Source organism: Candidatus Omnitrophota bacterium (genome assembly GCA_030688425.1).
Lineage (GTDB): Bacteria > Omnitrophota > Gorgyraeia > Zapsychrales > JANLHA01 > JAUYIB01.
This window is the reverse complement of the sequence record JAUYIB010000012.1, coordinates 218,689-241,886: the sequence shown is the minus strand read 5'-3', so window position 1 is coordinate 241,886 and position 23,198 is coordinate 218,689. Positions and strand designations below refer to the sequence as shown.

20 protein-coding genes are annotated in these 23,198 nt (G+C 57.2%); 13 read left to right on the top strand and 7 right to left on the bottom strand.

All coding sequences use genetic code 11. The features are described from left to right. Positions 1–73: 73 nt before the first annotated feature. The 7 genes from phoU to Q8Q08_02150 form a co-directional block, all read right to left on the bottom strand. Entirely contained in the window at positions 74–745 is a 672-nt protein-coding gene (gene phoU, locus Q8Q08_02180; protein ID MDP2652818.1) for a phosphate signaling complex protein PhoU, read from the bottom strand. Positions 746–907: 162 nt separating this feature from the next. Further along, positions 908–1,669 (bottom strand): phosphate ABC transporter ATP-binding protein PstB, encoded by a 762-nt coding sequence (pstB, locus tag Q8Q08_02175; GenBank protein MDP2652817.1) that lies wholly within the window; start codon positions 1,667–1,669, stop codon positions 908–910. A gap of 2 nt (positions 1,670–1,671) precedes the next feature. Next, positions 1,672–2,625 carry a phosphate ABC transporter permease PstA gene (gene pstA / locus Q8Q08_02170; protein MDP2652816.1) on the bottom strand — a complete coding sequence of 318 codons (954 nt, stop codon included), beginning with the start codon at positions 2,623–2,625 and terminating at the stop codon, positions 1,672–1,674. Next, the gene (gene pstC, locus Q8Q08_02165) at positions 2,618–3,520 is read right to left on the bottom strand and encodes a phosphate ABC transporter permease subunit PstC (GenBank protein ID MDP2652815.1); all 903 of its coding nucleotides are present in this window, start codon (positions 3,518–3,520) and stop codon (positions 2,618–2,620) included. The genes pstA and pstC overlap by 8 nt, the downstream gene beginning before the upstream one ends. Positions 3,521–3,607: 87 nt before the next feature. Further along, positions 3,608–4,597: a PstS family phosphate ABC transporter substrate-binding protein gene (locus tag Q8Q08_02160; GenBank protein MDP2652814.1), complete on the bottom strand. Its 990-nt coding sequence runs from the start codon at positions 4,595–4,597 to the stop codon at positions 3,608–3,610. 176 nt (positions 4,598–4,773) lie between these two features. After that, positions 4,774–6,057, bottom strand: coding sequence for a putative porin (locus tag Q8Q08_02155; protein ID MDP2652813.1), 1,284 nt, complete (start codon positions 6,055–6,057; stop codon positions 4,774–4,776). A gap of 222 nt (positions 6,058–6,279) precedes the next feature. Then, positions 6,280–7,059 carry a ZIP family metal transporter gene (locus Q8Q08_02150; GenBank protein MDP2652812.1) on the bottom strand — a complete coding sequence of 260 codons (780 nt, stop codon included), beginning with the start codon at positions 7,057–7,059 and terminating at the stop codon, positions 6,280–6,282. Positions 7,060–7,235: 176 nt separating this feature from the next. Here Q8Q08_02150 and Q8Q08_02145 point away from each other — a divergent pair, with 176 nt between their 5' ends. The 13 genes from Q8Q08_02145 to Q8Q08_02085 all read left to right on the top strand — a co-directional run bounded on the left by Q8Q08_02145 (position 7,236) and on the right by Q8Q08_02085 (position 23,193). Next, positions 7,236–8,345 (top strand): PAS domain-containing protein, encoded by a 1,110-nt coding sequence (locus Q8Q08_02145; protein MDP2652811.1) that lies wholly within the window; start codon positions 7,236–7,238, stop codon positions 8,343–8,345. After that, the gene (locus Q8Q08_02140; protein ID MDP2652810.1) at positions 8,332–8,976 is read left to right on the top strand and encodes a response regulator transcription factor; all 645 of its coding nucleotides are present in this window, start codon (positions 8,332–8,334) and stop codon (positions 8,974–8,976) included. Before Q8Q08_02145 ends, Q8Q08_02140 begins: the two co-directional genes overlap by 14 nt. Positions 8,977–9,001: 25 nt before the next feature. Beyond that, complete coding sequence (locus Q8Q08_02135; protein ID MDP2652809.1) at positions 9,002–9,385, top strand: response regulator transcription factor; 384 nt, start codon at positions 9,002–9,004, stop codon at positions 9,383–9,385. A 23-nt stretch (positions 9,386–9,408) separates the two neighbouring features. Next, complete coding sequence (locus tag Q8Q08_02130) at positions 9,409–10,020, top strand: nicotinamidase (GenBank protein ID MDP2652808.1); 612 nt, start codon at positions 9,409–9,411, stop codon at positions 10,018–10,020. Next, complete coding sequence (locus tag Q8Q08_02125) at positions 10,017–11,357, top strand: nicotinate phosphoribosyltransferase (GenBank protein ID MDP2652807.1); 1,341 nt, start codon at positions 10,017–10,019, stop codon at positions 11,355–11,357. Before Q8Q08_02130 ends, Q8Q08_02125 begins: the two co-directional genes overlap by 4 nt. 317 nt (positions 11,358–11,674) lie before the next feature. After that, positions 11,675–12,013: a tetratricopeptide repeat protein gene (locus Q8Q08_02120; protein MDP2652806.1), complete on the top strand. Its 339-nt coding sequence runs from the start codon at positions 11,675–11,677 to the stop codon at positions 12,011–12,013. Positions 12,014–12,191: 178 nt separating this feature from the next. Further along, positions 12,192–13,097, top strand: a complete 906-nt coding sequence (locus tag Q8Q08_02115) for an ABC transporter ATP-binding protein (GenBank protein ID MDP2652805.1) — start codon at positions 12,192–12,194, stop codon at positions 13,095–13,097. A 3-nt stretch (positions 13,098–13,100) separates the two neighbouring features. Beyond that, positions 13,101–13,871, top strand: a complete 771-nt coding sequence (locus Q8Q08_02110) for an ABC transporter permease (protein MDP2652804.1) — start codon at positions 13,101–13,103, stop codon at positions 13,869–13,871. A gap of 95 nt (positions 13,872–13,966) precedes the next feature. Then, positions 13,967–15,283 carry an NADH-ubiquinone oxidoreductase-F iron-sulfur binding region domain-containing protein gene (locus Q8Q08_02105; GenBank protein MDP2652803.1) on the top strand — a complete coding sequence of 439 codons (1,317 nt, stop codon included), beginning with the start codon at positions 13,967–13,969 and terminating at the stop codon, positions 15,281–15,283. Between the two features lie 196 nt (positions 15,284–15,479). Beyond that, positions 15,480–19,172, top strand: a complete 3,693-nt coding sequence (gene metH, locus Q8Q08_02100) for a methionine synthase (protein MDP2652802.1) — start codon at positions 15,480–15,482, stop codon at positions 19,170–19,172. Positions 19,173–19,689: 517 nt separating this feature from the next. Continuing rightward, entirely contained in the window at positions 19,690–21,846 is a 2,157-nt protein-coding gene (metE, locus tag Q8Q08_02095; GenBank protein MDP2652801.1) for a 5-methyltetrahydropteroyltriglutamate--homocysteine S-methyltransferase, read from the top strand. A 125-nt stretch (positions 21,847–21,971) separates the two neighbouring features. Then, the gene (locus Q8Q08_02090) at positions 21,972–22,355 is read left to right on the top strand and encodes a response regulator (GenBank protein ID MDP2652800.1); all 384 of its coding nucleotides are present in this window, start codon (positions 21,972–21,974) and stop codon (positions 22,353–22,355) included. A 34-nt stretch (positions 22,356–22,389) separates the two neighbouring features. Then, complete coding sequence (locus tag Q8Q08_02085) at positions 22,390–23,193, top strand: ABC transporter permease (GenBank protein ID MDP2652799.1); 804 nt, start codon at positions 22,390–22,392, stop codon at positions 23,191–23,193. Positions 23,194–23,198: the final 5 nt, after the last annotated feature.

The window sequence follows — 23,198 nt, the reverse complement described above, 5'->3', positions numbered from 1 at the left end:
TCCTGCGGGATTACAGCTCCCTTCAACCATTATCCTGAACCCTTCCAGTGAAGTCCCAGCTACCACTTTGATTTTATCCAAGGGAAGTTGTGGGGTCCTCTTTGTGATGGCTGATCACTTTGCCTTCCACCATGAAGATCACGTCCTCGCTGATATTGGTGGAGAGGTCGGCGATGCGCTCGATGTTGTGGGAAATCCGGATCAGGTTCAGGGCCCGTTCGATGGTCGTCACATCGGAAATCATGTACGTGACGAGTTCCCGGAAGAGTTGCTCCAAAATATTGTCCACTTCATTGTCGCGCGGGCAAACGTCCTTGGCCAGTGCGATGTCTTCGTTGACGAAGGCGTCAATGCTGTCCTTGAGCATCTTGCGCGTTATATCCGCCATGCGCGGAATATCGATCAGAGGTTTGAGCGGCGGCTTCTCCAGCAGGAACAGCCCGCTTTCGGAGATATTGACGCTGTGGTCGGCCATCCGCTCCAGGTCCTTGGTGATCTTGGCGATCATCATCACCGTGCGCAGGTCCTTGGCCTTGGGCTCATACTGGGCGATCAGCTGGATGCAGTCTTCGTCGATCTTGGATTCATACCCATTCGCGCGGATCTCATCTTCCTGGATCAGGGTGGACAACAAGGCCTTCTCGCGCTTCAGCAGGCCGGTGATGCTTTTTTCGATCATCCCCTGGACCAGTGTTGCGAAAAAGATGAGTTCTCGTTTGAGCAAAGACATTTTTTCTTCGAGCATAAAGTTCTCCTCAAAAGATGATTTGAGTTAAGTGAATGTTTGTTGGACAGGCAGCGGCTGTGTCCCGTGCTCAAACAGCGATCCCGCTTTATTCTGATTTAAAGTCATGGTAAAGCGGTCTCGAACTGCGCGCGGGACACAGCCGCTGCCCTCATAGAGCCATTAACCGAATTTCCCAGTCAGGTACGCCTCGGTCCGTTTGTCGGAAGGGACCGTGAACATTTTTTCCGTCAATCCGTATTCGATGAGGTCGCCCAGCAGGAGAAACGCCGTGAAATCCGAGACCCGCGCGGCCTGGGCCGTGTTGTGGGTCACGATGGCGATGGTATAGTTTTCCTTCAGTTCCGAGATGAGTTCCTCGATCTTGGCCGTGGCGATCGGGTCAAGGGCCGAACACGGCTCATCGAACAGGATCACGCGCGGCTTCACCGCCAGGGCCCGGGCGATGCACAGCCGCTGCTGCTGCCCTCCGGACAGGGACAGGGCCGATTCCTGGAGCCGGTCCTTGGCTTCGCCCCACAGGGCGGATTTTTTGAGGCTTTCCTCGACTGCTTCGTCAAGTGTGCCGCGGTCCGTGACGCCCTGGATGCGCAGCCCGTACGCGACATTCTCATAAATGCTCTTGGGGAAAGGATTGGGCTTCTGGAACACCATGCCGATTTCCCGGCGCAGTTCCGTGACATCCACGTCTTTGGAATACAGGTCCGTGGATTTGTAAAGGATGTTGCCCTCCAGCCGGAAGCGCGGCACCAGGTCGTTCATCCGGTTCAGGCAGCGGATCAGGGTGCTTTTTCCGCAACCGGACGGCCCCATCAGGGCCGTGACCGATTTCTCGAAGATCGAGAGGTTGATGCCGCGGAGGACCTGCTTGGTCCCGTAAAAAGAATTGACGTTTTGGATGTGAATGACCTCTTGCTTCTCCATGATCACCACCTTCTTTGATTTTTGTGCCTCAGATAGATGGCCAGCCCGTTCATCATCAGCGTGATGAACAGCAGGACGATGATTCCCGCCGCGGCGTCGGTGAGAAACCCTTTTTGCGGCCGGGAGACCCAGTTAAAAATCTGGATCGGCAAGACCGTGAACGCGTCCAGGAATCCCTGCAGGGAAACGTGCAGGAACGGGAACTGTTTGGAAAACGAGACAGGGTTCGTCGGCAGAAACGGGATGTACGTCAGGGCCCCGATGGTGATGAGGGGAGCAGTTTCTCCGATGGAGCGGGACATGGCCAGGATGATGCCGGTCAGGATATTCCCGATCGCGGCGGGCAGGATCTGCTGGCAGACAGTCTGCCATTTCGTCGCCCCCAGGGCATAGGACGCTTCGCGGATGGACGACGGGATGGCCCGGATCGCTTCTCGGGTGGCCAGGATGATAACAGGCAGCGCCAAAAGGGCGAGCGTCATGCCGCCGGCGAGGACGCTGCGGTCCAGGTTGAGGTATCGGACGAATAATCCCAGGCCCAGAATTCCATAAATGATGGAGGGAACGCCGGCCAGGTTCGCGATGTTGATCTCGATAAAATCCGTGAATCTGTTGCGGGGCGCGTATTCTTCGAGGTAGACGCCGGACGCGATCCCGATCGGGATAGCCAGCAGCGCGGTAGTGATCATGATCCAGACGGTCCCCACCCACGCCGACAGGATCCCGGCCTGTTCCGGTTTGCGGGAAGGGTAGCTGGTGAAGAAGTCCCATCTCAGGCGGCTGCCCCCGTCGATGAAAACATCGATGATCAGGGCCGCGAGGACGATCAGGCCGAAGAGGGTCGCGCTTAAACCGATGATCTTGAAAATGTCGTCGGCTTTCTTATGGGCCGAAGCGTTCTCCTTGCTCAGAATAAGGCTGTTGGCGCGGTTTGCGGAATCCGTCTTTTTAGTCATAGACTTCCTGGAAGCGGCGCCGCAATTGGAAGCTCACGACGTTCAGCGCGAACGTCAAAAGGAACAGCGTCATGCCGCAGACAAAAATGGTTTGATATTCAATGGTGCCGTGAGGGGTATCCCCCAGGCTGATTTGCACGATGTAAGCGGTGATGGTCTCGACCGGCACCAGGGGGTTGAGGGTCAGCCGGGGCTGCTGCCCCGCGGCAATGGCCACGATCATGGTCTCGCCGATGGCGCGGGACACGGCCAGGATCACGGCCGCGGTGATCCCCGACAGGGCCGCAGGGAAGACGATCTTGAACGCCACCTGGATTTTGTGCGAACCCAGGGCGTAGGCGCCCTCGCGCAGGGCCATGGGGACCGCGTGCATGGCGTCTTCGCTCAGTGAGGAAACGAGGGGAATGATCATGACCCCCATCACGAGGCCCGCGGACAAGGCGTTGAAGCCGGAGATGCCCGGCAGGATGATTTTGAGAAGCGGAGTGACAAACAAAAGGGCGAAATATCCGTAAACAACCGTCGGGACCGCGGCCAGGATCTCCATGAGCGGTTTGGCGATGTCGCGGGCCTTGGCCGAGGCGTATTCGCTTAAATAGATCGCGCTGATGAGCCCCAGCGGCACAGCCACGGATATCGCGATCAGCGTGGTCAGGAACGTCCCGCACAACAGGGGCAGGATGCCGAAATGCTTGTCCGTGAACATGGGTGTCCACTGGGTATCCGTGAGAAATTTCACAATGGAGACTTCCTTGAAAAATCCGAGCGATTCGGAGAGGAGGACATAGATGATCCCTGCGGTGGTCAGGACGGACAGGAGGCTGCAGGCGAACAGGATATGCTCGATCAGCCGTTCTTTGATTTTTTGCAGTCGCTTTTTTTGAGGAGAAATCATTTTTTAAAGGGAGTTCCCCGCCGCAGGTACGGCGGGGAACCGGGCCATTCGACTCCCCGGAGAACATGCTGTTCTCCGGGGAGGGGATCAGTTGGACTTCAGGATCTCGACCATGCTGCGGCCGGCGGTTTCTTTGGCAAACACAGAGCCGCCCATGCGGTTGTTGAAGCGGTGGAGGGCCGCTTCGTAGGACTCGTCCGTGAGCGGAATGTAGCCGACTTCCTCAACCAGAGGAGCGCCGTTCTTGAGGTAATACTCGATGAATTTCTTGATGTATTCTTTTTCGGCCGCGTCCTTCCGGACGTAGATGAAGATGGGCCTGGCCAGCGGCTGGTAAGTCCCGTCCATGACGGTTTTCAGAGAAGGGGAGATGGGGCCTTCGCCGTTGGACGACTTGCCGTCATCGATCGGGATAAGTTTGAGCTTATCTTTGTTCTGCTCATAATACGCAAGGCCGAAGTAGCCCAGTGCGCCCTTGTCGTTGGCGATCCCTTCCACGAGGACGTTGTCGTCTTCGCTGGCGGTGTAGTCGCCCCGGCTCAAGCCCCCTTTCCCGTTAATGACTTCGGTAAAGTAATCGAAGGTCCCGGAATCCGTTCCCGGCCCGTAGAGCGTGATCGGTTCATCCGGAAATCCGGCCCGGACTTGGCTCCATTTTTTGACGGTGCCCTGCGCGGCCGGTTCCCATATTTTCTTGAGCTCGGCCACGGTGAGATGATCCACCCAGGTGTTTTTCATGTTGACCATGACGGAAAGCCCGTCATAGGCCACCGGCAGTTCGATATACTCGATGTTGTTTTCTTTGCAGAGAGCCACTTCCTTGGCCTTGATGGGACGGGAAGCGTCGCTGATGTCGGTTTCCCCGCGGCAAAAGCGTTTGAACCCGCCGCCGGTCCCCGAAATTCCGACCATGACCTTGGTCCCCCCTGAGACCTTTCCGAATTCCTCGGCAACGGCCTCGGTAATGGGGAAGACCGTGCTGGAACCGTCCACCTTGATGAGGTCTCCGGCCGCGTGAGCGAGACCCGCAGCCCCGCTCATGAGGCCGACCAATAAACTGATGAGTAATTTTTTCATGAATTTCTCCTTGGTATTTATGTTGAATTTTGGGAATCCGGATTTTGCAACAGCAAAATCCGGATTAACCCCGCCTGCCCTAAAGCTGTACGGCAGGCGGCCAAAGGCGAATTTTGCATGACACTTTTCTGGATATTCATGATTGATAACAATGGAGGTGTCATGCAAAATTCGGGTTAAAATTTGAAGTTCAGGTCCGCCTGCATCACTTGGGCTCGGTTTTTCGCCCCGGTGATCCGCTGGTCCTGGTAGTAGTCGAATTCCAGAAAGACGTTCTTGTTGACCCCGACGGTCAGGACGCCTTCGTGCCCGTAGACATCGGTGGCGCCCCCCAGGCGGTCGGAGTCCGGCAGGGCATCGAACCAGGCGTCTTTCCCGAGTTTGGTGAACTGGTATCTGGCCTGCCACTGTTTTTTGTTGGTGACCTTTTTGTGCCCGAACTTGACGCCGGCGGCAAAGCCGTTGGCGTTGTCGCTGGGGTCGAAGTTGTGGATGTAGTCGCCGAACAGGGAGATCCGTTCGTCAAAGCTCAAGGGAAGCCCTCCGAACAACTGGTTTACGCCGACTTCCAGGGAGCCGCCGACTGAGTCAAAGTCGTAGATGGGCGCTCCGGTGCACGCGCCGCTTGAGGTCGATCCTGACGTTCGGCCCGTGTTTGTTCCGGCGCACCAGTCGAGATTCGAGCCTTTGACGGCGTTGAAGCCGTAGTATGTCCCGGCCAGGGTGGCATCAACCTTTTCGGATGAATTCTTCCATTTCGTCCCTCCCTGGACATAATGGATGAAGGGATCCGGCTTGTCGGATGACGTGCTTTCATCCAGTACAAAGAGACCGGAGTTGAGGAACCCTTTGGTGTTGCCGACAAGTTTCCGTTCGAGATGAACGGCGCCGCCGGTAGGGTTGATATCGGAATCCCAGAGCATGTCGTCCGGGGTCCAGAGGTATTTCTTTTTCTCAAAAACACCGCCGATGATGCTGATCTCCGGGGAGGGAGAGTACTCTCCGTAGGCGTAATTGAGCCGGACATCTCCGCGCTCAAAGGTGTCCTGGAACGTCTGGTTGGTGGAACGCGGATCTTCGGCGCCGCTGGCAAGCCCTGCGCCGACCTTCACCTGGTCATTGACTTTGGATTCCAGGCCCAGGCGGTAACGGTACCGGCCGCGGTCCCGGGAGTCCGTGTCGTTGGCTTTTCTCTCATATTGGTATCTTGCGCGAAAGTCTCCCTTGAGTTTCGTGTTGTGCACCCATTCGGGGAGCATGCGCTTCAATTCATCTTCGCGTACAATATGCGCGTCTGCCGCGACTTCTGCTTTGAGTTCGATGCCTTCATTCTTGCTGAGGACGCCTTTTTCCACCAGCTTTTCAATCAGGGCATCCACTTCCGATGCCGCCCAGCTTGCTTGGGGCGTTGACACGGTAAAGGCCAGAACCGCCATGAATCCTACGACCGTTCTTTTCATTCCTCTCCTCCTTGACTATTGAGTTTTTGAAATATTGTGGCGCAATGATTCGGACCCTTTTCGACATTGCGGATGTTTTCATTGTTACGGTCGAAAGTATAAAGGGGGGAGATGAAAATCAAATAAAGCTTGTGTTAACTTTCGGTTAAAGAGCCGGCAGGAAGCGCCCGGCGGGCGGAAAAGGGCCTGCGGAATCCGTAAAAATGGTGAAGATTGACGGTATTATAACGGGAGAAGATGAAGAAGATTGTTGAGGAGAAGCATGGCGCAGAGGCCGGTCATAACGCCCCAGGCGGTCAGGGTGTGCCCGCCTTCCTGAAGCGCGTCCGGGATCAGTTCCGAAAACACCAGATAGATCATCGCGCCGCCGGCAAAGCCCAGGCCCAGGGGAAGGAGCGGCTCAAAAAGCCATGTGAAATAGGCCGCGGGAACGGCCATGACCGGCTGGGGGATACTGGTGAGAATGGAAATGACGGCGCACTTGAACGTGGAGTTCCCTTCCGCCTTAAGCGGCAGGGACACGGCGATCCCTTCGGGGATGTTGTGGACGGAGATGGCGATGGCCATGATCATGCCGAATTCAAAATTCCCGGTGGCGAATCCCACGCCGATGGCGATCCCTTCCGGGATGGAATGGATGAACATGGCGACGAAAATGAGGAGGCTTTTTTTCGTGAACCCCCGTCCGATGGACTGGTCCTGCAGGTCGTATTGGCTGACAACGCGTTCCGTGATCCAGAAGAAGAGTGCGCCGGCCAAAAGCCCGACGATCACGACGTAGGGGGAGGAGGGGAAACGGGTTTGCAGGCTGATCGCTTGCTGCACCAGAGAAAACACCGAGGCGGAGATCATCATCCCCGCGGCAAAGGCGGAGGAGAACGCTCTCACCATCTTGGAATTGTTCGGCATGAAGTGGACGGGGATCGCGCCCAATCCGGTGGCCAGGGCGCTGATGATCCCTGAGGTGAGAGTCCAGAAGATGAGAGAAGATTGATCGATCATGGCCGGGGTATTTTAAATTCAATATTACCATAACATAACCCGGGCAGGCGACAAAGGATTTTTAGACATTCCGCCCCCGGGCGGAGACGGCGTCATCCCGGATACGCAAAACTGCATTCCGCAGCCCTTAGGCAAGATTTATATGCTATAATTTACTCCAAAGATAAACCGTGAATATGAGAGCCCCCCAAAATACAGTTCCCGTCAGCCCGCCATATCCCCAGCCGTTTGAGAAGCTTGTCAAAGAGCTGGGGGACATCAAATTCGCCCTCGATGTTTCTTCGATCGTGGCCATCACCGACCAGACCGGCAAGATCATTTACGCCAACGACAAATTTTGCGAAATTTCCAAATATTCCCGCGATGAACTGCTGGGACAGGACCACCGGCTCATCAATTCCGGGCTTCACCCGAAGGAGTTTTTTCGGGACATGTGGCGGACGATCGCGGCCGGCCAGGTGTGGAAAGGCGAGATCCGCAACCGGGCCAAGGACGGGAGCCATTACTGGGTGGACACGACGATCGTCCCTTTTTTGAACGGCAAGGGCAAACCCTACCAGTATATCTCGATCCGCAACGAGATCACGAAACGCAAACTCATGGAGCAGGAACTGGAAAAGTTGCCGCAGAGGATCATCCAGGCCCAGGAGTCCGAGCGGGCCCGGATTTCGCGGGAGATCCACGACGACCTCGGTCAATCGCTGGTCACGCTGAAAATTCTGATCCAGTCCACCTGCCAGGAATGCGCCGCCAACCCCCAGGACAGGGGCAGGGGGGTCAAGAAAATCATCGGATATCTGGACCAGATCGTTGAGAAATCCCGGACCATGGCTGCGGTCCTCCGGCCTTCGACACTGGATGTCCTGGGTCTGACCACGTCGGTCAAGTCCCTGGTGGGCGACTTTCAGAATAAAAAAGGGCTGAAAATCAGGGCCGCCGTCCCGGACATGGACGACCTGGTGTTCGAGGGAGAACCGATCAACCTTTATCGGATCATCCAGGAGTCCTTGACCAACATCGCCAAGCATGCCCAGGCCAGGAATGTCGACCTGATCCTGCGCCGGCAGGAAACGAATTTGTCCGTGACGATCCGCGACGACGGGAAAGGATTTCCTCAGCCGCAAGCCAAGGGCGCCGGCCTGCCCGGCCTCGGGCTTTCCACGATGCAGGAGAGGACCCGCCTGCTCAAAAGCTCTTTTGAGATCGTGTCCGCCCCCGGGGCGGGGACCGTGATCAAGATGATTGTGCCCGTGACGCAGGGAGAAAAGAAAAATGCAAAAGTCTAAGATCGTCCTGGCGGACGACCACCAGATCTTCAGGGCCGGCCTGAAGAGTTTGATCGACAAGGAATCTTCCCTGCAGGTTGTCGGAGAGGCCGGGGACGGGGAAGCCCTTCTGGCGAAACTCGGCGTTGTCCGCTGCGATCTTGTTGTTCTGGATTTGACCATGCCCAACATGGACGGGGTCCAGGCGCTCAAGATCATCCGCGAGAGATTTCCGAAAATCCGGACCCTGGTGCTGACGATGCAGAAGGATCCCGAGCATTTTCGGCACGCGATGAAATTCGGCGCGTCGGGGTATATGCTCAAGGAGGACGCGTTTGACCAGCTATTGATGGCCATTAAAATGATTTTGAAAGACAAACAGTTCATTTCTCCGGCCATTTCCACGCTCATGACGGAACGGTATATCCGTTCTTTGGACGATTCCGAGGCCCCGTCGGTCGAAATCCTGACCAGGAGGGAATTGCAGATTCTCCGGCTCGTCGCCGGTGGCCATGCCAGCAAAAATATCGCCGAGAAGCTGAAGATCAGCCCCCGGACCGTTGAAACGCACCGGGCGAACATGACGAACAAGCTGGGGATCAAGACAACGTCGCGCCTTGTCAAATACGCAATTCAAAAAGGCCTCGTGTAGCGTTTTGACGGAAGGGAAGATACCTGTGTGGACTAAGCTGCTGATCATTGAAGACCATGACGATTTCCGGGAGATGGTGAAGTCCTATCTGAAAAACCAGGCTCTCAAACTGACGGTCCTGGAGGCGTCGTCCGCCGAGATCGGGATCGCCATCGCCCTTCGCGAACAGCCCCAGATCGTGCTCATGGACATCCGCCTGCCGGGGATGAACGGGATCGAAGCCGCCGGCCGGGTCAGGGTCCACTGCCCAAAGTGCAAGGTCGTGATCCTTACGATGTTTGAAACGGCCGCCTTCAAGGACGTTTTTAAAAGCGAGGACATCTCCGCCTACCTCGGGAAGAGCGAGCTGTATGACAAGCTCGTCCCCACGTTGCTGAAGTTCATCGGTAAATCAGAATCCGCCAAATGAAAATCCTTTTTAAAGGACCCGTGATGCCGAACCCAGGGAACGCCCTTTTGATCGTCGACGTCCAGAATGATTTCTGCCCGGGCGGCGCCCTGGAGGTGGGCTCGGGAGATCAGGTTGTTCCTGTCCTGAACACGTATGCCCGCCTTTTTGAAAAAGGCGGGTGTTCTGTTTTCGCTTCCCGCGACTGGCATCCGTCCCGCACAACCCATTTTCGGGATTTCGGCGGGGACTGGCCGGCGCATTGCGTCCAGGGGACGCGCGGGGCGGCCTTTCATCCGAAGCTGAAGCTACCCCCAGGAGCGATGATCATTTCCAAGGGGATGGACCCGGAAAAAGACAGCTATTCCGCGTTTCAGGGATTTGATGAGAAATATGTCCCTTTCCCGCAGGTGCTCATCCGGGCCGGGGTCACGGCCTTGTTTGCCGGCGGGCTCGCCACGGATTATTGCGTCAAACAGTCCTGCCTGGACGCGGTCCGGCATGGATTGGCCGTTTATCTGCTCGCCGACGCGGTCCGCGGGGTCGACCTCAAACCGGAAGATTCCCGGAAGGCCATCGAGGACATGACGCGGGCCGGCGTCAAGTCTGTAAACCTGAAAGATGTCAAGGCCATCCTCGCAAAGGACACGCAATGAGTTCCGACGCCCTGCTCACGGACCTTTACGAGCTCACCATGTCGGCCGGGTACTGGCAGAACCGGGTCGAAGCCCGGGCGACGTTTGAACTCTATTGCCATACGATGCCCGGTCCGCGCGCCTTTTTGGTCGCCTGCGGATTGAGGCAGGCGCTGGATTACATCCGGGGTTTGAGATTCACTCCCGACGACATCGGCTACCTGAAAGCCCAGCCGGCCTTTCACAACGTCCGAGGGGAATTTTTTGAAACCCTGTCCGCGTTCCGGTTCCAGGGGGACGTTTGGGCCCTGGAGGAAGGGGAGATTTGTTTCGCCTCTGAGCCCATCCTCCAAGTGGAGGCGTCTGTTATGGAGGCCCAGATCCTTGAAACGTATCTCCTGTCTGTTTTCAACATTTCAACTCTGGTGGCGAGCAAGGCGGGCCGCGTTGTCCATGCCGCAGGGCAGGACGGGAGAGAGCGGATGGTGATCGACTTCGGTTCCCGCCGGGCGCACGGGCCGCAGGCCGGCGTCCTGGCCGCGCGCGCCGCCTATATCGCCGGGTGCGCGGGCACGTCCAATGTTTTCGCGGGTAAGGCCTTCGGCATTCCCGTGTTCGGCACCATGGCGCATTCCTGGGTCCAGGCCTTTGACCGGGAGGAAGAGGCCTTTGAAAAATACGGGCACGTTTTTCCCGACCACACCATTTTGCTGATCGACACGTATGACACCCTGGAGGCCGCCCGCAAAGTGGCCGCGATGAAGCAGAACATCCGGGGTGTGCGCCTGGACAGCGGGGATTTGCTGGCCTTGAGCCGGAAGGTACGCAGGATTTTTGATGAGGCTGGCCGGACAGACATCCGGATCTTTGCCAGCGGCAATTTGAACGAATATAAGATCGAACGGCTGGTCAAGGCCGGGGCGCCGATCGACGCCTTCGGCGTGGGAACGGAGATGGTGGTCTCCCGTGATGCGCCGGCCCTGGATTTGACTTATAAACTTGTTCAGCTGACCGATCCGGACGGCACCGTGAAGTTCAAGGCCAAGCGCAGCAGGGGCAAGCAGACCGTCCCGGGCCGCAAGCAGGTTTACCGGCATTTCAACCGCAAGGGTTTGATGACGCGCGATGTCATCGCCCTGGCAACGGAACAGTCCCCGGCCGGATTTCAGCCGCTGCTCAAACAGGTCATCCGCGGGGGGGATCTCGCGGAGCCGCTGCCGTCCACGGCAGAAATCCGCGCTTCGGTCCGCGATAAGCGCGGTGCCTTGGCCCCGGCGTTATTGAAATCCCGGGGTTTTCCTGCCTACCCTGTTGGCTTCAGCCGGGAGATTTTAAGGTTGAAGAAATTATATAAGTAGTTATATTCCAACGCCTTAAGTTTATTCACCCCCGGGACGGTAAATATTTCCTCGTAATCCCGCCGGGAATGTTTTATACTTGCATCAGAAACGCTTTTCAGATCAAATATACCTGGAGCCACTCTTCGGAGGGGCCGGGGAGAATCACCGGAGGAAGACCTTATAGGTTTTAAAGAATAGCAACTGACAACGCATTTACCAAAAAGCCTATTCTTTTTCTAAAGGAATGGGCTTTTTGAGCTTATAGAGACTCGCCGGCCGTTCCGGCCGGCGATAGGCGTTCCGCGAGGAATGCCGCGGTTGAAAGAGGTGGGCGTATGAAAATCAAAGGACAATTGGGATGGCTGACCCTGTTGTGTCTCATTCTTGCCTTCTCCTCATTATCGTGCGCAAAGCTCAAGAGGGATCATTTTTTGAGCACGGCATCTAAAGCTCATGATAGCGGGAATTACGAGAAAGCGATTAAAAATTACAAAAAAGCCCTCGAAATCAGGCCGGATGACATTACCGTTCATTGCAACCTGGGAGTCGCACACCTTGAGTTGGGGCAGATGGCGAAAGTCAGAGTCGAGATCGCCAAGATCGCAGAGCTGGGTGATCAGGAAACGGCCGATTATTTGAAGAATTTGATTAGGAAGAAAGCGAAACTCGAATAAGCGGAATTGTTGTTTTTTGGGAAACCCCCTCCCGCCCGGACAGCGGGGAGGGTTTTTTATTTGCGCTGAGCATCCCTTCGGACATAGAAAACATTAGTATTTGTCCCCGCGATTCAGTATAATTTTCTTTCTATGCGGGATCTTGCGCAGGAATAACCCAGGACAGCATTCCTTTTTTATGAAATCCTTGTCGATCCGTCAATTGAGCAAGACTTACGCCAGCGGCACCCAGGCCCTGAAAAATGTGGATCTGGACGTCGCCCGGGGCGATTTTTTTGCCCTGCTCGGCGCCAACGGCGCGGGCAAGACCACGCTGATCGGGATCGTCACCGGGTTGGTCAACAAGACCAGCGGCAGCGTTGAGGTTTTGGGCCACAGCATTGACACGCGATTTTCCAAAGCCAAGAAATTGATCGGCGTTGTCCCCCAGGAGTTCAACTTCAACATGTTTGAAAAGGTCCAGGACATCCTGGTCACACAGGCCGGGTATTTCGGCGTGGACAGGAAAGAGGCCTTGAAGGAAACCGAGGCCATTCTCAGACGACTGAGCTTGTGGGACAAGAGGAGTTCGCCGTCTCGGCAGCTGTCCGGGGGCATGAAGCGCCGGCTGATGATCGCGCGGGCCCTGATCCACCGCCCGCAGTTGCTCATCCTGGATGAGCCGACCGCGGGCGTGGACGTGGAATTGCGCCACGAGATGTGGGAGTTCCTGCGGGAGATGAACCGCGGAGGGCTGACGATCCTGATGACCACGCATTACCTGGAAGAGGTCGAGCAGATGTGCCGCCACGCCGCGATCATCAAGAACGGCGAGATTATCACCAACGACTCGGTCAAGCGGCTGGTCCAGCTCATGGACACGGAAACGTACACCGTGACGGTCCGGGAGACCAAGGGGCTGGAGGGGCTCAGGGGTTTTCACCCGAAAGTGGTCGATGAGAATTCTTTTGAGGTGGAACTGGACCGCAAAGAGAGTCTGAACGGTTTCGTGTCCCAGCTGACAAACGCGGGGATGGTGGTCATGGATATCCGCCCCCAGGGCCACCGCCTGGAAAAGCTGTTTCTGAAGATATTGAGGGAGTAAGAGATGATGCGAGACCACTGGATCGCTTACAAAACCATTGTGCGGCGGGAAACGACGCGTTTTCTGCGTATCTGGTCGCAGACCTTTGTGCCCCCGGTGATCACGCAGACGCTGTATTTCGTGATTTTCGGGAAGTTCATCGGTTCGCAGGTCGGCGACGTGCACGGCGTGAGTTACATGGCCTTCATCGTCCCCGGGCTTGTGATGATGGCGGTGATCAACAATTCGTTCGCGAACGTGGTGGGCTCGTTCTACAGCTCAAAATTCCAGCGGAGCATCGAAGAGCTGCTTGTGTCCCCGACTCCGGAATGGGTGATCGTCGCCGGATATGCCACGGGCGGCGTCCTGCGCGGGGTGGGTGTGGGTCTCCTGGTCTTTCTGGTCTCCGTCTTCTTTACGCACCCGCAGATCCATAATCCGCTGTTGATCCTGGCGTTTATCGTGCTCACCGCGCTGGTGTTTTCCCTGGCCGGGTTGATCAACGCGATCTTTGCCAAGAGTTTTGATGACGTTTCCATCGTGCCGACGTTCGTGCTGACGCCGTTGACGTATCTGGGCGGGGTGTTTTATTCCATCCACAGCCTGCCGCCGCTGTGGCAGAACGTTTCCCTGGCCAATCCCATCCTTTATATGGTCAACGGATTCCGCGCCGGGTTTTACGGATTTTCGGACGTCTCGATCGTTCTCAGCCTGGCGATCCTGGTCGTCCTGTCCGCGGCGCTGGTGGCCGGGAACCTTTACCTGCTGAAAAAGGGCGTGGGGTTGAAGAGCTGACAGTCAGCCGTGAAAAGATAAAAATTTTTTACCCTCTCGCCGGAAATTCTTTATAATAACAACGATTTATAACAGATTTCCCAAGGATAATGACGATGGCCCAAGAATTGCGCGTCCTGCTCCCGCAGGACAACAAACCCATTCAGAATCTCGAAGAGTATAAGGCCGCCAGCGGCCTCAAAGGCCTCCAGCGAGCCCGTTCCATGGCTCCCCGCGAAGTGATTGATGAGGTCAAAAAAGCGGGTTTGAGGGGACGCGGCGGCGCGGGTTTCCCGGCCGCGATCAAATGGACCACGGCCTTCGAAGATACCAGCTCCCGCAAATTCGTCGTCTGCAACGGTTCGGAGGGAGAGCCGGGGACATACAAGGACCGCTATCTGATCCAGAAGAATCCCTACCAGCTCGTGGAAGGGATCATGATCGTTTCGCACGTGGTCGGGGCGGAGCAGGCCTTTATCGGGATGAAGGCCAAGTTCATTCGCGAAGTGGCGCGGGTCAAGAAGGCGATCGAGGAGATGACCCAGGCCGGGTTCATTAAGCCGGGATATCTTGAAGTCGTGCCCGGGCCGGACGAATATTTGTTCGGCGAGGAAAAGGCTCTCCTGGAAGTGGTCGACGGCCGCGGCGCCCTGCCGCGCATCATGCCGCCGTTCATGCAGGGCGTGCGCTGCGCCCCCGGCGAATACAACCCGACGGTCGTCAATAATGTGGAGACCCTGAGCCACGTGTCGCATATCATGGCCAAGGGGGCGGAATGGTTCCGCTCGATCGGCTGCGCGGACACGCCCGGGACGATGATCTTCACCCTGTGCGGGGACGTCAAGAGGCCTGGGATGTATGAATTGCCTCTCGGGACAACGTTGCGCGAATTGATTTATGATCTGGGCGGCGGACCGGCCGGGGGCCATCCGATCCGCGCTGTGTTCTCGGGGGTGGCGAACAAGGTCATGACCCCGGAGATCTTCGACACGCCCATGGCGTTCGGGACATTAAGGGAAGCCGGCGGCGGGTTGGGATCCGCCGGGTTCATCGTTTACGACGAAAGCATGTGCATGGTCAAGGCGGCCGCGATGTTTTCCTCTTTTCTCGCGCGCGAGTCCTGCGGCCAGTGCGTGCCGTGCAACACCGGCGCGCGCCTCATCACCGAGCACCTGCGGTTGTATGAGTCCGGACAGGCCAAGTCCCATACGATGGAAGACATCCTGACCGAATGCGGCCGGGTGACCAACCAGACCCGTTGTTTCTTGCCGGCGGAAGAGTCCATCCTGATCTCCAGCATGGTGAGAAAGTTCGTCAAAGATTTTGAGGCGCACGTCCAGTCGCCCTGTCCCCATTCCCGGGAGCCGCAGTTGCCGCTCATCGACAGCTATGACGAAAACACCCGGCAGTTCACCTACGCTCCACCGAAATAATATTCATGAAGAGGGCCGGAGGCTGTGTCCCGCGCGCAGTTCGAGACCGCTTTACCATGATTTTTTGTTAAGAAAAAAGCGGGATCGCTGTTTGAGCACGGGACACAGCCTCCGGCCATCGAGAGAATTGCTTTACAGGATTGGGTCTTAACATAACCCGTTGACAACAGAGGGTATTTCTTCTATCGTTATCAATATGAAATTACCGTTCCCATCACATCCGCTCCACGGGCTTTTGCGAAAGCGCATCCTCATCCTCGACGGGGCCATGGGCACCATGATCCAGAAATACAAGCTGGATGAGAAGGCCTACCGCGGGAAACAGTTTGCCGATTATGCGCAGGACCTCAAGGGCAACAATGACCTGTTGTCCCTGACCCAGCCGCAGATCATCGAAGAGATCCATTCCAAGTACCTCGAGGCCGGCGCGGACATCATCGAAACCAATACCTTCAGCGCCAACGCGGTCAGCATGGCGGATTACAAGATGCAGAACCAGGTCCCTGCCTTGAACCTGGCCTCGGCCAGGATCGCCCGGAAGGCCGCGCAAAAATTCAGCAAAAAAAATTCCGCCAAGCCGCGATTTGTCGCCGGAGCCATCGGCCCGACGACCCGCACCGCGTCCCTGTCCCCGGACGTCAACGATCCCGGTTTCCGCGCCGTGACGTTCGACCAGCTGGTGGCGGCCTATTCGGAACAGGTCCGGGCGCTTCTGGAAGGCGGGGTGGACCTTCTGCTGGTGGAAACGATCTTTGACACGCTGAATGCCAAGGCGGCGATTTACGCGATCGACAAATCCTTTGAGAAAACCGGCAAATCCGTTCCGGTGATGATCTCCGGGACGATCACCGACGCCAGCGGCCGCACCCTGTCCGGGCAGACCACCGAGGCGTTCTACACTTCGATTTCTCACGCGGACCCTTTGGCCGTGGGCTTGAACTGCGCCCTCGGCGCAAAAGATATGAGGCCTTACATTGAAGAGATGTCCCGGATCGTCCCGTGCTATGTGAGCTGTTATCCGAACGCCGGGCTGCCGAATCAGTTCGGGGAGTATGACCAAAGCCCGGAAGAGATGGCTGGCCTGGTCCGCGAGTTCGCCCAGAGCGGGTTTTTGAACATCCTCGGCGGCTGCTGCGGGACGACCCCGGAACACATCAAGGCCATTGCCGATGCCGTGGCGGGGGTCCCTCCCCGGAAGGTCCCGGACATCCCTGCGACAACATGTTTCAGCGGGCTTGAGCCGCTGATCGTCCGCCCGGACTCCAATTTCATCAATATCGGCGAGCGGACCAATGTCACCGGGTCCAAGCAGTTCGCCCGGCTCATCCTCTCCGGGGATTACGACGCGGCCCTGGCCGTCGCGCGCCAGCAGGTGGAGAACGGCGCCCAGGCCATCGACGTCAACATGGATGAGGCCATGCTCGATTCCCAGGCCGCGATGGTGAGATTCCTGAACCTCATCGCCGCGGAGCCGGACATCTCGCGCGTTCCGATCATGATCGATTCTTCCAAATGGCCTGTCATCGAAGCGGGCCTGAAGTGCGTTCAGGGAAAGTCCATCGTGAATTCCATCAGCATGAAGGAAGGCGAAGAGGCCTTCCGGCAACAGGCCAAGGAAGTCCGGCGCTACGGCGCGTCTGCGGTGGTCATGGCCTTCGACGAGCAGGGCCAGGCCGATACGGTCGAGCGCAAGGTGTCCATTTGCCGGCGGGCGTACGATATCCTGACGGAGGACATCGGATTTCCTCCGGAAGACATCATTTTTGACCCTAACATCTTCGCGGTCGCGACCGGGATCGAAGAGCACAACGATTACGCCAAGAATTATTTTGAGGCGACGCGGATCATCAAGCAGACCCTGCCCCATTGCCGGGTGAGCGGCGGAGTGAGCAACGTCTCGTTCTCTTTTCGCGGAAACGACGCCGTGCGGGAGGCCATGCATTCGGCGTTCCTGTATCACGCGATCAAGGCCGGGATGGACATGGGCATCGTCAACGCCGGCATGATCGCGGTGTATGACGAGATCCCCAAAGACCTTTTGGAGCTGGTGGAGGATGTCCTTCTGAACCGCCGCCCTGATTCGACAGAGCGGCTCATCCGGTATGCCGAAACGGTCAAGTCCCAGGGCAAGAAAACCGAAGAGGACCTTTCGTGGCGGCAAGGACCTGCCGAGGAACGCCTGTCGCACGCGATGGTGAAAGGGATCACGGATTACATTGAACTGGATGTCGAAGAAGCCAGGCTGAAGGCCAGGCATCCCCTGGAGGTCATTGAAGGCCCGCTCATGGCCGGGATGAACATCGTCGGCGATCTTTTCGGCGCCGGCAAGATGTTCCTTCCGCAGGTCGTCAAAAGCGCGCGGGTCATGAAAAAGGCCGTCGCGTACCTGACGCCCTTTATCGAAAAAGAAAAGAAGCCGGGCGAGGCGCATCATGTCGGACGGATCGTGATGGCCACGGTCAAGGGCGACGTGCATGACATCGGCAAGAACATTGTCGGCGTTGTCCTGGCCTGCAACAATTTCAAGATCATCGACCTCGGCGTGATGACGCCCTGCGACAAGATCCTGAAGACCGCGCGCGAGGAAAAGGCCGACATCATCGGACTGAGCGGACTGATCACGCCGTCCCTGGACGAGATGGTCCATGTGGCCAAGGAGATGCAGAGGGAAGGGCTGGACCTGCCTCTGATCATCGGCGGCGCGACCACGTCCCCCAACCATACGGCCGTCAAGATCGCTCCCGGATATGAGCAGCCGGTCATTCACGTCAAGGACGCTTCCCGGAGCGTGGGCATCTGCCGGGCCCTGATGGACCCGAAGCAAAAGCCCGCGCTGGTGGAGAAGACGCGGCAGGATTTTGCCCGCCTGCGCGACGAGCACGCCAACCGCCAGGCCACGAAGAAATACCTCACCATCGGGGAGGCCCGCGCCAAAGGACTCAAGACCGACTGGGAGAAGGCCCTCATCACCAAGCCGTCGTTCCTCGGGGTGAAAGTTTTTGAGGATTATGATTTGAGCGACCTCCGGACACGGATCGACTGGTCGCCGTTTTTTATGACCTGGGAACTGCCCGGCAAGTATCCGAACATTTTCAAGGACGCCAAGATCGGGGCCGAGGCCAAAAAGCTTTTTGACGAAGCCCAGGTGATGATGGAGGAGATCATCAAGAATAAACTTCTGCGCGCCAGGGCCGTGATCGGGTTTTTCCCGGCCAACAGCGTGGGGGACGATATCGAGGTCTACACGGACGACAGCCGTCAAAAAGTCCGCATGGTTTTTCACACCCTGCGTCAGCAGACGCTCAAGCACGAGGAGAGCCCGTATTACGCCCTGGCCGATCTGATCGCGCCCAAGGACACCGGTGTTGCGGATTATCTGGGCGGCTTCGCAGTCACCTCCGGCATCGGCACGGACGACATGACGGCGAAGTATGAGAAAGACCACGACGACTACCGCAGCATCATGGCCAAGGCCCTTTCGGACCGCCTGGCCGAGGCCTTTGCCGAGCGGATGCACGAGCTTGTCCGTCGTAAATTCTGGGGCTACGTGCCGCATGAGACCCTGACCAATGAAGACATGATCCATTGCGCGTACCGCGGCATCCGTCCGGCGCCGGGATATCCGGCCTGCCCGGACCACACCGAAAAGCCGCTGTTGTTCGATCTTCTGGACGCGGAGAAAAACACCGGGATCCGCCTGACCGAGACGTACGCCATGATCCCGGCCTCGTCCGTGTGCGGCTGGTATTTCGCACATCCGGAGGCCAAATATTTCTGGCTGGGGCAGATCGCCAAAGATCAGATCGAAGACTTCGCCAGGCGCAAAAACGAGGACGTGAGGTTTGTCGAGAAATGGCTCTCTCCGTATCTCGGCTACGATGCTGAATGACCCTCCCGGGAGTCCTTTGCGAAGGGGACCACGGCAACACCGCCCTTGACAAAAAATCATCTTCCGATACAATCGAAGGCGTCAGTTTACGCTGATGTGTTTTATCGTTCTTGACCAGACCGAACGGAGAAAGTTTCCGTGAGACACGGAACGCTGTCCGGCAGCGGTAATGCCCCGCGAAATTGCGGCGGGGACGAGCCCGAATGTCTGTTCACCCAATGGCCGTAACATGAGCAGGGCGGCCGGCGGGGTATGTCTGGGGAGTACCTTCTGTAGAAAGGGAAATAGGGTCGTGTTTTGATGGCTTGCCGCCGGTTTGGATGGGAATTCCCCCTTTGCCGGAATCAGAGCACTTTACAACGCCAACCTTTCTACAAGGTTGGCGTTTCTTTTTTTCAGCCGTTTTCCGGAGAAACGGCGGAAAAAAAGTCCTGAGCGACCGTAGGCCTTCATCTTAGGAAGGAAAGGCCGGAGGGAGTCGAAGGATTATCATAGTTTAACAACGAGAGAGGTGATTATGAAGACCTATGCTTACGGTTTCCCGCGGTTGGGGGAGGACAGAGAGTTCAAAAAGACGGTCGAGGGTTTTTGGAAAGGCGAGCTGTCCGAAATCGATGCCCGTGCGGCGATCCAGTCCCTCCAGGACGGCATGGTTGCGGCCTATGAAAAAACCGTGGATTTTTTTCCATCCGGCGAAATCACTCTTTACGACCAAATGCTCGATACGGCCGTCAAGGCCGGGGTGCACCGTCCCGGCAGTTTGCAGGAATATTATGATCACTGCCGCGGGAAGAACGCGTTGGAGATGACCAAGTGGTTCAACACCAATTATCATTATCTGGTCACGGATTTTTCAACGACGCCGCTGAAGTTTTCGCCGGAAGGGGCTTCGCCGGTTCTGTTGCAGCGGACGACGGCTTCGGGGCTGCCGTTTTTCATCGGGCCGTTCACGTTCTTGAAATTGAGCAAAGGCCTGACGAAATCCGGATTTGCCGCGGCCTTGAGGGATTTGGCAGCGGTTTACCGGGAACTGTTGAGAAATTGTCCCGCCGCTCACGTCGAGGAGCCGGCGTTTGTCCTGGATCTGACAGCGGCCGAGGTCCGTCTGATCCGGCAGGCCTATCGCGTGATGGCGGAAAGCGGCTGCAAGATCCATCTGATCACCTATTACGGTACGGTGGATTTTTATAAAGAGCTCTGCGGCCTGCCGGTGGCTGCGGTCGGGCTGGATTTTGTTCAGGGTCCGGAGAACCGGAAAAATCTGATAAAGCACGGATTTCCCAAAGATAAGACGTTGATCGCCGGGCTTGTGAGCGGGCGCAATGTGTGGCGGACGGACGTCACAAAGGCCGTTGCCCTTCTCCGGCAGATCACGAAGGCCGCGCCGTCGGCTGTCGTTTCCAACGCGGCGCCGCTTTACCATCTGCCGATCACGCTTCAGTGCGAGGACAAGCTTGAGCCGCAGTTGAAACAGGCCTTGTCCTTCGCGAAAGAGAAGCTGGATGAAATCCGCCTGATCGCCGGGGTTTATGACGGGAGAGGGGCCGCCCCGGCCCTGCCAAAACTGACCATCGGGATCAACGGGGCTGTGCGGCGCAAGGTCAAGGCATTGAAGCCGTCTGACTTCACAAAGAAAATTACGGCGGTCCGGCGCAAGAAAATCCATCGGGAGATCCTGGGCCTGCCGGCGTTTCCCACGACAACGATCGGCAGCTTCCCGCAGACCGCCGAGGTCCGCAAGATGCGCGCCGAGGCCCGTACCGGACGGATCACGCAGGAGCATTACCGGGATTTTGTGCGTTCTAAGATCCGCGAATTGATTGCCCTGCAGGAATCCTGGGGGCTGGATGTTTTGGTGCACGGCGAGTTCGAGCGCACGGACATGGTGGAATTTTTCGCCGAGAAATTGGACGGGATCGACACGACGGCCAAGGGCTGGATCATTTCTTACGGCACTCGCACTTACCGGCCGCCGATCATCTTTGGTGATGTGTCCCGACCAGCGCCCATGACCGTGGATGAAATCGCTTATGCCCAAAGCCTGACCCGTAAACCTGTGAAGGGCATGCTCACCGGGCCGGTCACGATCATCGCCTGGAGTTTTGTGCGGGAGGATATCCCTCTCCGGGACGTGGCGTATCAAATCGCCCTGGCACTGCGTGCGGAAATCCGGGACTATGAGAAACAGGGGATCCGGATCGTCCAGGTCGACGAGCCGGCGATCCGCGAAAAGGCCCCGGTGAAGCGCCGCGACTGGCCGGCGTATTTCGACTGGGCGGTCAAATCGTTCCGTCTCACGGCGAACACCGACCCGAAAACGCAGATCCACACGCACATGTGTTATTCGGAATTCGGCGAGATCGTGGATCAGATCGGGAAGATGGACTTCGACGTTATCTCGATCGAGACCTGCCGCAGCCGGGGGGACATCATCCGCAGTTTTGAAAAGATCCGGTTTAACCGTCAGATCGGCCTGGGGGTCTGGGACATCCATTCGCCGGCCGTTCCCGGTATGGAGCAGATGCGTGAGGTGGTCGGCCGCGCCCTGAGGGTGATCCCGAAGGAGAATTTCTGGATCAATCCCGACTGCGGGTTGAAGACGCGCGATTGGCCGGAAACCACGGCGTCGCTCAAAAATTTGGTTGCCCTGGCCAACGAGCTTCGACGCCGCTGAGTTCACTTCGCGGGTGGGCGCCTTCCTGAGCCGCTGCAGAGGTTTGCAGCGGCTTTTTTTGTGTCGGAGCAATCCGCCACCTTTTGTCTTGTTTTCAGGATTCTTCATGGTTAAAATAAGACACTATGACAGAAGCGCTCAAGACGAAAAAGGTCCTGGTTGTCGATGATGATCCCACCGTCCTGAAACTGCTGGAGAAAGTTTTCGCCTCGGGAGGATACGAGGTCGTCTGCAGCAAGGACGCCCCCTGCGGGCTGGAGATGGCCCTGAAGGGCAAGCCGGATCTGATCATCCTCGACATCATGATGCCGATCATCAACGGCTATAACATCTGCCGGCTCCTGAAATCCCAGGAGGGGCAGAAGCACATCCCCGTGATCCTGCTGACGTCCAGGGCCGGGGATGAGGACAGGAAGATCGGCGTTGAAGTCGGCGCGGACGCGTATATCCCCAAGCCTTTCAAGACGGAAGACCTGCTCTCTAAGGCCCGGGATCTCCTCAACCCCTGAAGGTTCTTAACATCACAGCATCGGAAACGCCTCCATGCTCATACTGAGGTTTTTTGAGAACATCGGATCCCGGGTCAGGGAATGGGTCCAGATCCTCCTCGAGTTTTCCAATCTTTGTTACCAGACGGCCTACTGGATCATCCGCGGCCCCGCGAAGAACAAGCCCATCAAACGGCCCGCCGTTTTCGAACAGATGGTGTTCATGGGGGCCAAATCCATCATCATTGTTTTTTTTGTCACCCTGTTCACCGGCATTGTGCTGGCCATGCAATCCGCGTATCAGCTGACCAAGCTGGGCGGGACCATTTACGTGGCGAGCCTGGTGTCCATTTCCATCTGCCGCGAGCTGGGGCCCGTCCTGACGGCGCTTGTGATCGCGGGCCGCATCGGCGCGGCCATCACGGCGGAGATCGGGTCCATGAAAGTCAACGAGCAGATCGAGGCGCTCGAGGCCATGGCGATCAACCCGATCCGTTTCCTGGTCGTGCCCAAGGTCGTGGCGCTCTTTCTCATGCTGCCCTGCCTGACGGTCATCGGGGACGTTTCGGGGATCTTGGGCGGATATCTGATCGGGGTGTATAACCTGAAGATCAATTCTTACTTGTATATGCAGACCGCGTTCAAATATCTCGCCCTTAAGGACATTTACACGGGTCTTTTGAAATCGTTTGTGTTCGCCGTGATCATCGCCATGGTGGGCTGTTATCAGGGGTTGAGCACCAAGGGCGGCGCGGTCGGGGTGGGCCGGGCCACGACCATCAGCGTTGTGACGAGCTTCATCCTGATCATTATCGCGGACTGCGTGATCACGGGGATCTTCTTTTTCGCCAAAATGTGATCTGC

Bases quoted from the DNA above. Each gene is read 5' to 3' on its own strand.
- Q8Q08_02130 (MDP2652808.1), top strand. From the start codon at position 9,409: ATGCCGAACCCAGGGAACGCCCTTTTGATCGTCGACGTCCAGAATGAT.
- Q8Q08_02120 (MDP2652806.1), top strand. From the start codon at position 11,675: ATGAAAATCAAAGGACAATTGGGATGGCTGACCCTGTTGTGTCTCATT.
- phoU (MDP2652818.1), bottom strand. From the start codon at position 745: ATGCTCGAAGAAAAAATGTCTTTGCTCAAACGAGAACTCATCTTTTTC.
- metE (MDP2652801.1), top strand. From the start codon at position 19,690: ATGAAGACCTATGCTTACGGTTTCCCGCGGTTGGGGGAGGACAGAGAG.
- Q8Q08_02155 (MDP2652813.1), bottom strand. From the start codon at position 6,057: ATGAAAAGAACGGTCGTAGGATTCATGGCGGTTCTGGCCTTTACCGTG.
- Q8Q08_02160 (MDP2652814.1), bottom strand. From the start codon at position 4,597: ATGAAAAAATTACTCATCAGTTTATTGGTCGGCCTCATGAGCGGGGCT.
- pstA (MDP2652816.1), bottom strand. From the start codon at position 2,625: ATGACTAAAAAGACGGATTCCGCAAACCGCGCCAACAGCCTTATTCTG.
- Q8Q08_02085 (MDP2652799.1), top strand. From the start codon at position 22,390: ATGCTCATACTGAGGTTTTTTGAGAACATCGGATCCCGGGTCAGGGAA.
- Q8Q08_02150 (MDP2652812.1), bottom strand. From the start codon at position 7,059: ATGATCGATCAATCTTCTCTCATCTTCTGGACTCTCACCTCAGGGATC.
- Q8Q08_02110 (MDP2652804.1), top strand. From the start codon at position 13,101: ATGATGCGAGACCACTGGATCGCTTACAAAACCATTGTGCGGCGGGAA.
- Q8Q08_02105 (MDP2652803.1), top strand. From the start codon at position 13,967: ATGGCCCAAGAATTGCGCGTCCTGCTCCCGCAGGACAACAAACCCATT.
- Q8Q08_02140 (MDP2652810.1), top strand. From the start codon at position 8,332: ATGCAAAAGTCTAAGATCGTCCTGGCGGACGACCACCAGATCTTCAGG.
- Q8Q08_02125 (MDP2652807.1), top strand. From the start codon at position 10,017: ATGAGTTCCGACGCCCTGCTCACGGACCTTTACGAGCTCACCATGTCG.
- Q8Q08_02090 (MDP2652800.1), top strand. From the start codon at position 21,972: ATGACAGAAGCGCTCAAGACGAAAAAGGTCCTGGTTGTCGATGATGAT.
- metH (MDP2652802.1), top strand. From the start codon at position 15,480: ATGAAATTACCGTTCCCATCACATCCGCTCCACGGGCTTTTGCGAAAG.
- pstB (MDP2652817.1), bottom strand. From the start codon at position 1,669: ATGGAGAAGCAAGAGGTCATTCACATCCAAAACGTCAATTCTTTTTAC.
- Q8Q08_02145 (MDP2652811.1), top strand. From the start codon at position 7,236: ATGAGAGCCCCCCAAAATACAGTTCCCGTCAGCCCGCCATATCCCCAG.
- pstC (MDP2652815.1), bottom strand. From the start codon at position 3,520: ATGATTTCTCCTCAAAAAAAGCGACTGCAAAAAATCAAAGAACGGCTG.
- Q8Q08_02115 (MDP2652805.1), top strand. From the start codon at position 12,192: ATGAAATCCTTGTCGATCCGTCAATTGAGCAAGACTTACGCCAGCGGC.